At 43.4% G+C, this 8,667-nt stretch carries 8 protein-coding genes; all 8 read right to left on the bottom strand.

The features are described 5' to 3' along the window. Positions 1–34: 34 nt before the first annotated feature. A complete protein-coding gene (locus K6T91_06910) occupies positions 35–562 on the bottom strand; it encodes an isochorismatase family protein (GenBank protein ID MCL6472530.1) in 528 nt (175 codons plus the stop codon). 3 nt (positions 563–565) lie between these two features. Next, the gene (locus tag K6T91_06915) at positions 566–715 is read right to left on the bottom strand and encodes a hypothetical protein (protein MCL6472531.1); all 150 of its coding nucleotides are present in this window, start codon (positions 713–715) and stop codon (positions 566–568) included. A 23-nt stretch (positions 716–738) separates the two neighbouring features. Then, positions 739–1,368, bottom strand: a complete 630-nt coding sequence (locus tag K6T91_06920; protein MCL6472532.1) for a hypothetical protein — start codon at positions 1,366–1,368, stop codon at positions 739–741. Positions 1,369–1,519: 151 nt separating this feature from the next. Next, positions 1,520–3,721, bottom strand: a complete 2,202-nt coding sequence (locus tag K6T91_06925) for a diguanylate cyclase (GenBank protein MCL6472533.1) — start codon at positions 3,719–3,721, stop codon at positions 1,520–1,522. 102 nt (positions 3,722–3,823) lie between these two features. Further along, positions 3,824–4,186, bottom strand: a complete 363-nt coding sequence (locus K6T91_06930; protein ID MCL6472534.1) for a hypothetical protein — start codon at positions 4,184–4,186, stop codon at positions 3,824–3,826. A gap of 53 nt (positions 4,187–4,239) precedes the next feature. Next, positions 4,240–5,133 (bottom strand): ThiF family adenylyltransferase, encoded by an 894-nt coding sequence (locus tag K6T91_06935; GenBank protein ID MCL6472535.1) that lies wholly within the window; start codon positions 5,131–5,133, stop codon positions 4,240–4,242. Further along, positions 5,130–5,732, bottom strand: coding sequence for a GNAT family N-acetyltransferase (locus K6T91_06940; protein MCL6472536.1), 603 nt, complete (start codon positions 5,730–5,732; stop codon positions 5,130–5,132). The genes K6T91_06935 and K6T91_06940 overlap by 4 nt, the downstream gene beginning before the upstream one ends. Before the next feature lie 159 nt (positions 5,733–5,891). Continuing rightward, the gene (locus tag K6T91_06945) at positions 5,892–7,814 is read right to left on the bottom strand and encodes a diguanylate cyclase (GenBank protein ID MCL6472537.1); all 1,923 of its coding nucleotides are present in this window, start codon (positions 7,812–7,814) and stop codon (positions 5,892–5,894) included. Positions 7,815–8,667 lie beyond the last annotated feature (853 nt).

Genomic DNA, 8,667 nt, shown 5'->3' on the forward strand with positions numbered 1-8,667 from the left:
TGCGCCGATTAGCATTTCGGTTAATAATGTAATATCATGCCTGCTGCTTTTCGGCAATATCTTTTGATGTAATCAGCTTCGCACCATGATTAACCATATCATCCAGCGCTTTTTGAACATCGCCTGGGTGAACATCGATCCCCTTGACCGCATCCAGAATCACGTAGACCTCAAGTCCATTCTTAAGCGCTCCAATTACCGAGTCGTGCACGCAGTAATCTGTGGCCACTCCGCCAACAAATATCGTTTTAATGCCTCTTGCTTTAAGCATGTCCCCTAACCTGCTGGTTTCATCAAACGCCGTGTACTGCTCTTTATCAGGATTATAGCCTTTGCGCACAACCAGGCTTAAATTAGATTGGTCTAGCTCTGGAGAAAAGTTCGAATCTTCTCTCATCTGGACGCAGTGCGGTGGCCAGGGACCACCTCTTTCCTGAAACGATATGTGGTTTGGCGGGTGCCAATCTTGAGAGGCCGCAACCACTTTGAATCTGCGGGTCAGGGGGTTAATTACTTTGAATATTTCATTTCCTTCCGGTACAGGAAGGACGCCGCCTGGCATGAATCAAACCTGCGGGTCAATGATTATAAGCGCATCTTTATCGACATTAATCATAACACTCATGCTAACCACCTGCCTCGTTTTCTCAATTATACCCATTGCGCGGGAAAGGAGTTGGGCATCTGAGCCAGAAAAATTATAAAAACAAAGCAACAAAAGCAACCTAAATTAATTTTTTATTGCTTTGTTTTTATGTCGCGGATTGCGTCGCGCTGCAGAAAACCGCCTGCCAATTTATTCCTTAGCCCAAGGATGAAATTAAAGGCAGGCACGGTTTTCATGTAGGTGCTATATTCTGTCCCTATCGCCTTTTGGCTGTACCTATCCTCTTCTTTTGATGCAAGGATGAAAGCGAAGCTTGCGATTATACCCAGCGCGATGACAACAGCATTCGCCACGAGAAAGGCGATACCTAGTGAAGCCAGAACACCGCTGAGATGGATAGGATGCCGGATTATGCCGTAAATTCCCTGTGTTAGAAATAACCGCGTGCTTCCCCATGCCGAGATAAGGTTGCTAACTTTGCGTTTTGATAAAAAGGCGTAACATAGTAATACCAGGCAGGCCAGAATCAAAAGCATACCAACGGATTGTAGGCCAACATTAAGAACGCGATCCATACCAAGCCTAAGGAATTGGCCCGCGTAATTGGCTACAATAAATATCTGCGTAGATAATACAGCAACACCCATACTAAGAATTGCGTCGCAGTACAGCTTATCGATAAGCGATCTGATAATCAGATAAGCTGTATAGGCTAAGAATAAAGAGTAAATGATTATCCCGGTTACCATGATTATATTCAAGTCCTTAAAAGCTTTGCTATTAACCGTTTTAGAATAAAACATTTGTATAATGATTGTTTACCCAAAAAAAGAAGCGGCACACAACTCTATATATAGCAAATTGTTCTTGTTTACCGCCAATAAAAGTAGTTTTTCGCAGTTTTTGCCTATACTAAAAGCCTAGAGCCTTATCCAGCTTCAAGCCAAACTCTGTTTCGAGCCCGTCTTCCGCATCAAAAGCAAGGCCGGGAAGGCTAAACATCGCCAAAAACTTGTCTACAATCTTAGGATCAAATTGGCTGCCTGAGCAGCGTCTTATTTCACCTAAAGCCTCGTCAACCGTAAGGCCTTTCCTGTATGGCCTATCAGTTGTCATGGCATCGTAAGCATCGGCGATAGCAAGGATTCTTGCCTCGATAGGAATTCTCCCGCCCTTCAGGCCCTGTGGATATCCTGAGCCGTCCCATCTCTCATGGTGTGCTTTCACTGCGGGGATGATATCTTTTAGGCTAGTTGACCTTATTATCTGCACGCTCAGCAGCGGGTGATTTCTTATAATCGTTATCTCTTCGCCCGATAGCTTATTTTGTTTTTTTAAGATATTATCAGGGATGCCTATTTTGCCTACATCGTGCAGCATGCCTGCCATTTCAACCCGGTTTACGATATCCTCATCTAAGCCCATGAACCTAGCTAGCTTCTTTGCCAAATCGCTTACGCGCTTTGAGTGAAGCCGGGTATAGGGGTCTCTAGCATCGACAGCTTTAGCGATGTTTCTAACCATATCGATGGATGTAATCTCTTCTGCGCGCTTTGCCCTCTCTTCTGCGCTTAGTATTTTAACTACCTTAGGATCATAGAACTGTATGCGGTTTTTGCCATTTAGCTTAGCCCAATAAAGTGCGCCGTCGGTGGTATGCAGCAGTTCGTCTTTGTCTTTCGCGAGCTCAGGATAGGTGCTAATTCCTATTGAAACGGTTATGCCTTTATCGGGAAATCCTTTTGATAAAGCCCTCTTTATACTCATCTTCATTCTCTCAGCCAGGTATTGCGCTTCCTCACCCGTTGTATTAGGGCAGATAACGCCAAACTCATCACCGCTGAGGCGACAGGCCTCATCTTCTTCGCGGGTTTCTGTGAGGATTGCAGCTCCTACAGTAACCAGGACTCTATCTCCGAATACATGACCGTAGCTATTATTAAGCTGCGCAAAGTTATCGATATCCAGCATCATTAGCGACAGCGACCTGTTATTCTTAGCTGCTCTTTTTATCCCTTTATTTAAGGTTTCATGGAAATACCGATGGTTGTTAAGACCGGTTAAACTATCTCGTAATGCCTTCGCAAATAGAACGGTATTGTCGGTGACCAGCAGGTGGTTTCTGTAGATGAGAATTATCAGCAGTAAACTGGAAATCGCAACTAAAACCGGCAATTCGGCCTTGTTGCTATTGTAAGCATATGCCAGCCATATGATAGGTATAACCGAGCTAGCTAAACTTGGTATCACCAGAGTGCGCCAGGGTTTCTGGGCAAGCGGATAGCTATCCACCGCACCTTTACTCTCGGCCCGGTGATGTTCGATATTGCCGACCAGAGAGCCTGTCACCTCATCTATTGAAGACATAGCAATAAGTGATGCAGTGACCATCAGCGACCAGGTAGTGTACGGGTTTCTTTGGTTATCTGCGAGGTAGAAAATTATGTCGGAGAAAATTGAAAAACTGAATGCCGCAACAAGCAGAACCAACCATCCCTCGATCTGCCCTTCAAGGAACCTGCGCGAGGCCAGAAGCAGTGAGACAATGATTATCCAGTCCATTATTGGATACGCTATGGCATATGTCTTTTGAACTACGCTCATGGCCGGGTTTTCATACCATTGCGGCAGGAGCAAAAATTTATAACAAAGCAAAAATGCGGCTAATGCCAGCATGGTGACATTAGCCAAGAACAGTTTCTTTTCACTATCAAATGGAGCCCTAATTCTTCCAAGGCTAAAAAGCACGCCTAAGATTATTGGGACATATGCGATCGAGAATGCGTCAGCAATTGTTGGCGATGGGACGTGTGCTATACCGTACTTTACAACGTAGCCAAAGAAGATTAATTCACCGGTCATCCAGAAGAACATACCAATTGACATCAGCGTCCAGAGCTTTTTGTAAGCGCTGGATTTCCTTGAGGCCCATGTGCTACAGATAAATGCGCCTATAATGGGGATAACATATAGTCCTCGCAAAACAATATCTGTAGTGCGCTCACCCGGTTTTAACATGAAGTTTAAAACCCCGAAAAGGGCCATACAAAAGCCGGCCAAAATAACAGCCGTCTTTCGAAGTTGCGCTTTGTTTTGATTGGTAGTAACTACCATTTTATACTCCTAAGTCATCTCTATAAATAAATAATCGGCATCCATATACATACCTTTAGCTGCGCTAATTAATCATACTACTGTACTACTATGCTAGGTGTGCTACTTTATAAGACCTAATTTCGTCATCAGCCAGTTTATCTCTCTTGGTACCTGGTGGGTTCTAATTTTAGTTACAAATAGCAAGGAAGAGCTTAGAAGCAAGGCAAACAAGCTTACCCAGAACCATTTAGGAAGATCGTTCCCCTGGGTAACCACATATAGATAAGGCAAGAACCAGGCAAAACGGTTGATAGTTATACCCCAGGCGATCCTCTGCCATGATCGTTTGATGAATCCCAGGGCAACCAAATACCACCCATACCAGTATATAGGGATAGATAGAACGTAGAAAAACAGAAACACCAGTGGGTTTACACTATATGTCGTTTGTATAAAGTAAATTAGCCGTTCAATCGATTCCATTCTTCATCCCTTTGGCGCTTGTTTAACTAAGTTCTTAGTTAAACAAGTAGCTTCTACATGCTGCTACTTTTGTTTTTACGGGAGTTCAGTCCCATTAAAGCCAATGATGCGTAGAATGCTACCTTCCTTGCTTTTCGTATTTTCATCTTCCGTTTGTATAGGTCAATCCATATATACCGGGGTGCGGTTATCAGAGGCTTGCGCTTCAAAAGGTACATAAGCACCTCAGTTGAAACTGCCGCCGAAACTAGCGATACCGAAGGGCTTATCCCTGGAACGCTTATTTTACCGTCGACAACGTCTCTTAGTACCTGTATGTCAATGTAGCTGGGCAACCAGGGGCACCATTTATGTATGGGTACGTCGCTAGATAAGATTTCTTCAATCGGCTGGCTTTCACTGAATCCGAGATAGCTCTCAAAAGATAAGCTATCCGGCATAAATGCCATAACTATAGCTCCAAAACCGATATTAAGCCCGGTAATTAGGGGCAGATGCCGCTTTCTTGCTTCCCGGGCGAGCATGACCGCAATCTCGTGCATTGTGAACTCGGACTCATCGATAACGATACTGGCGCCCTCTATAAAGTCGCAGATGTTTTTCTCATGTATCCCTGTTTCATACACATCGACCTTACAAAATGGATTGATCCTTTTTACAATATCTCCTATTTCCTGGGCTTTGTTTGCACCAAGCGTATCAATATAGCAGCCGTTTTGCCGGTTAATGTTACAGGCTTCAAACTCACCTGGGTCGGCCACTTTAATATGGCCTATTCCCGCTCTTGCAAGTGTCTCGGCAATTAAGCCGCCATCACCGCCAACACCGGCAATTACGACTGTTGCATTTTTAAGTATCTCTTGCTCATTTTTAGACACTATGCCGATATTCCGCATAAAAAGCTCGCCGTAATCCGGTAGATCCGGCTTTATCTTTAACAATTTCAATCGCGTTCACCTGCAGCTTTTCTTCTGGTTTGCTTGAAAAATAGATATAGCGAAGGATTCTTGTCGTGAAGGTTCTGCATGGTTTCTTCAATATCAAGGACATATGGAGCGGTGACATCGCCCAAGCAATATTTGCAGTCCCCTACCTGTTTAAAGATAAAGCCCAGCCTTCTCGACAGCGCGATAAATCTCCTATCTAGGATGGCATACCAGTACTTGATTCCATGGTCGATGCTGTAATCGTATATGGCTTTGCAGAGGCTAAGCATAATGTCATGGTCTATACTCCTCTTCTCCCTCAAAACGACCAGCCTCGAAACTTCAGCCGCAACGCCTGGTACATCCATCTTTGGAATACCAAAGTATTTATTTACTGGAAATCCAGTAGGTGAATCCAGAATCAAACGTATTGACCCTATAGCGTTCTCTTTTTCATCCAGCGCGATAAAATGGATGGCATGCTGATCAAATTCATCGGATTCAAGGCAATCCTCCGAGCTGGATAGGCTTATATATTCTTTTTCCTCGCAGAAAACTCTATATCTAAGTGCAAAAATCTGCTCTTTATCTTTTTTTGACAATGCCTGCCTTATTAACAAAATGCCTCCTATCCGTTCGCTGGCAATATATGGTTATGCTATATTAATCGGCATACCTCGATATTTCTTTAAGGCGTGGGGTTAAGAGGTTTATCCTGTAGGATATACGCTGCATTGCCGGATGTTGGTTTCATTAGTTATAGACCTCTTGGATATAGGTTACATGCCGGAAGCCTTATCAAGACCTTCTACGGTTTCTTCAAGTTCTTTAATGGCGGCGGTTACTTCTTTGAATTGGGGCATTTCCAGAAACTGTGCAGCTAAATAGGGGTCAAACTGAGTTCCTGCACATCTTGCAATTTCGTTCAGGGCTTCAATGTCGGTTAGGCCCTTCCTGTATGGCCTATCAGTCGTCATGGCATCATAAGCATCGGCGATGGCAAGGATTCTTGCCTCGATAGGGATTCTCTCGCCCTTCAGACCCTGTGGATATCCAGCGCCGTCCCATCTCTCATGGTGTGCTTTTACTGCGGGGATGATATCTTTTAGGCTAGTTGACCTTATTATCTGCGCGCTCATAAGTGGATGGTTCTTAACAATCGTCATCTCGTCTTTGGTTAGCCTGCCGGGCTTGTTGAGGATATTATCGGGAACGCCTATTTTACCTACGTCGTGCAAGATGCCAGCGATAGCTATGCGGTTTACAGTTTTCTCATCTAAACCAATATGTTTAGCAAGTTTAGTTGCCAAATCGCTTACGCGCTTTGAGTGAAGCCGGGTATAGGGGTCTCTAGCATCGACAGCTTTAGCAAGGCTTTGTACCATGTCCAGCATTGCAGCTTCTTCAACTCGCCTTGCCCTTTCCTCTGCGCTTAATGTCTCGACGATTTCGGGATCGTACAGGAGTATCTGGTTCTTTCCATGAAGCTTGGCCCAATAAAGGGCGCCGTCAGTTGTTTGCACTAGCTCATCCTTGTTTTTTGCAAGGTTGGGATAAGTACTGATTCCGATGGTTACCGAGATATCTTTATCAGGAAACATTCTACCCAATACCCTATCGATTTCTGCTCTTATGTTCCCGGCGGTAATAAGCGCTTCAGGTCCAGAAGTTTCAGGAAGGATTATAGCGAACTCATCTCCGCTTAGGCGACATGCTTCGTCGGTTTCTCTGATTTTGTTATGGATAGCGCTGCCTATTGTAATTAGAACTCTATCACCAAGGATATGCCCAAAGGTATTGTTGAAGTGAGAGAAATTATCGATATCAAGAAACAGAAGAGAGACAGCCTTGTTTGAGCGCTCAGCTTTCCTGAATATCTTATTCAGGGATTCCTGAAAATAACGATGGTTGTTAAGGCCAGTTAGGCTATCACGGAGTGCTTTGGCAAAGAGTATGGCATTATCGGAATTAACTAGGTAGTCCCTGTAAATAATAAGCAGTACGACTATCATTGATATGATAATCTGAACGATTTCGCCATTATGTGGCCTATAGAGTGAAGAGAACCATACGATAGAAATAACAAGGCTTGTGATAATGGGAACTATAAGGGAGCGGCGAGGATTTTGAGCAAGCAACCGCATATCTGAATTTGCATCTATTCTCGATGCAGTGCGATCGATTATACCTATTAAAAATCCTGTTGCCTCATCTATAGCTGATGCGACAACAGCCAGCGCTGTGACGACCAGTGCCGATATGGTGACAGGATTCATCTGGTAGCCGATTACATAAACTGCAATGTCTGCAACAACACTTGAGGCGATAGCAATAGTAAGTAAAACAATCCAGCCTTCAACCTGGTTCTCCCGAAAACGACGCGTGACCAGAAACAGTGATATTAGAACTACCCAATCGAGCATAGGATACGCCACAGTAGAGATTTTCTCTATAGAAGCTTTATCCACATGAGAGTACCATGCTGGGGTAATTACGAATTCGTAATTCAATAAAAATACCGCTAAGGCAGTCATGGTTACGTCAGCAAGAAACCTCTTTTTTTCAGTGTCAAATGGGCGCCTAATTTTTCCTAGACTGAACATGATACCTAGAATTATTGGCACATATGCTATAGAAAATACATCGGCTATTGATGGGGATGGCACCCGTGCAGGCCCTAAAATTATCGAATATGTGGCCATAATGGTTGCGCCTAGAAACCAAAAAAACATACCTATAGCCATCAATCGCCAGAGATGTTTGTAGGACTTAGAGTTTCTAGAGGCCCAGAGACAGGCAAATAAAGCCATGCATATAGGCATGACATAAAAAAGGCCATCGATAACGCCAGAAAACCTACTGCTGGCTTTTAAGGCATAGTGCAATATAGCGAATGTAACTAAGTAGCTAATGCTCAGTGCAATATAAGTCTGCCTTATGTTTTTTTTATTAAAGTTAGCCGTAAATGCCGACATTTGATTCTCGCTTTAGAGCACGTTAGGCAAAGCTATAATAATATAGTTTATCGGCAACTAATCACATATCTTTAGTTAATCGAGCATGAATAAATCAGCTAGCTGCAGAAATGCTTAATCGGTGATCGGGTAGCTTACTAAAATAATTCATTTTAGGAAGGTATGATGTCTTGGTTAAAAAGTTAGGAGTAATTTAAGATTAGAACCGGCCAACACCAAGTATAGAACCAATATCTTGACTTCCGCATCCCTCATTTTAGCATCTAATAACTACTGGTCAAGCGGCATACAGCCTTACAGTTTGGGTACTGCAAGGAGTTCTCTTTAAATGTCAGTCATCCCAAGCATTCTTTTTTGTCATCCCAAGCATTCTTTTTTTTATCATCTCAAGCATTCTTTTTTGTCATCCAGAGCATTCTTTTTTGTCATCCCGAGCGAAGCCGAGGGATCTCAATTATATTTTCTAACTTTTTAAGCCTAGAGCCACCCTTCACTTAAATCCCTCCAGCTGGGATTAAATGATTCTATAAGATTTACTTTCTTTGCCCTTGACCATCGTTTGATCTGCTTCTCTCTTTCA

Source organism: Bacillota bacterium (genome assembly GCA_023511485.1).
Taxonomy (GTDB): Bacteria; Actinomycetota; Aquicultoria; order Aquicultorales; family Aquicultoraceae; genus CADDYS01.